Origin of the sequence: Rhodobacter calidifons (genome assembly GCF_011174775.1) — a bacterium.
GTDB lineage: Bacteria > Pseudomonadota > Alphaproteobacteria > Rhodobacterales > Rhodobacteraceae > Tabrizicola > Tabrizicola calidifons.
In genome coordinates, this window is sequence record NZ_JAANHS010000049.1 from 1 (window position 1) to 971 (window position 971).

Consider the following 971-nt stretch of genomic DNA (forward strand, 5'->3'; position numbering starts at 1 on the left):
ACGCTTCGGATGGGCCGGTGGCGACGCCGAGAACCTCGCGCTTGCCGTTCGGCATGGTCCTCGAACCGGTGGCGGACCATGCCTCACCGTTGACCGCCACGGCGATGATCACGGCGCGGCTGATGATGCGCCCGCCTTCCCGGACCTTGAGGTATGTCGCATCCAGCCAAAGGCGAGCCATCGAGACGCCATCGGTTCAAGTCCGATGGCGAGCGCCATGCACCCTCGAGCGGCCGCGCCAGGAAAGCGTTCACCCGCTCGTCGATCTCGGCGCAGAGCCGCGAGACCTGGCTCTTCGACATGCCGCGTTCGTCGGGGAAACGGTCCCCCGGACCGTTTCCTGATCCTCCTCACCCCATGGCCTTGACCAGATCGTCGACCGAGCGCGTCGAGACACCGTGGACGCAGGCTTCCTGGAGCGAGACCATGTTCGCCATTGGTTCAAGAACACTGGTCGAGCGCCACCAAGGCCTTCTCCGCCGTGCGGCGCGGCTCCAGGAAGCCGGGGAAATAGCTGCCCTTGCGCAGCTTGGGGATCTCCAGCGCGATCCGCCCGGCGCGCGTTCGGGCATTCCCTCGAACCGGTGGCGGGAATGCCCTCACCCCAGTCGCGGTCACGGTATCCGTTGCGCTGAACCTCCCGCGTCGGCGTTCGTGCACCCTTGGCTGCACCCGTCCGGGCCTCGATCTCGGCTTCCATGATCCGTTCGGCCGCAAAGGCCAGCATCTCGCGGACAAGATCGCCGTCCGCGTTCGGGGCGGCGCTCGAACCGGTGGCGCGCTCGCCCCTCACTCTCAACCAGGTCGATCAGCGCCATTCTCTCTTCGGTCATCATTCGCCATTGTCCTCGGACCAGTGGCGGACAATGGCTCATTCTCCGTTTCAGGCCATCAAACCTTCTTTTGTGGATGCCGCTCGGTTTGCAAGGAATTTGTGATCGTCTGGACTTGTGATCGAGTGCGGTCTTTTG

1 pseudogene is annotated in these 971 nt (G+C 64.7%); it reads right to left on the reverse strand.

From position 1 onward, the window contains the following. Window positions 1-833 (reverse strand): annotated as a pseudogene (locus tag G8O29_RS18150) (transposase); the annotation flags it as partial. Window positions 834-971 lie beyond the last annotated feature (138 nt).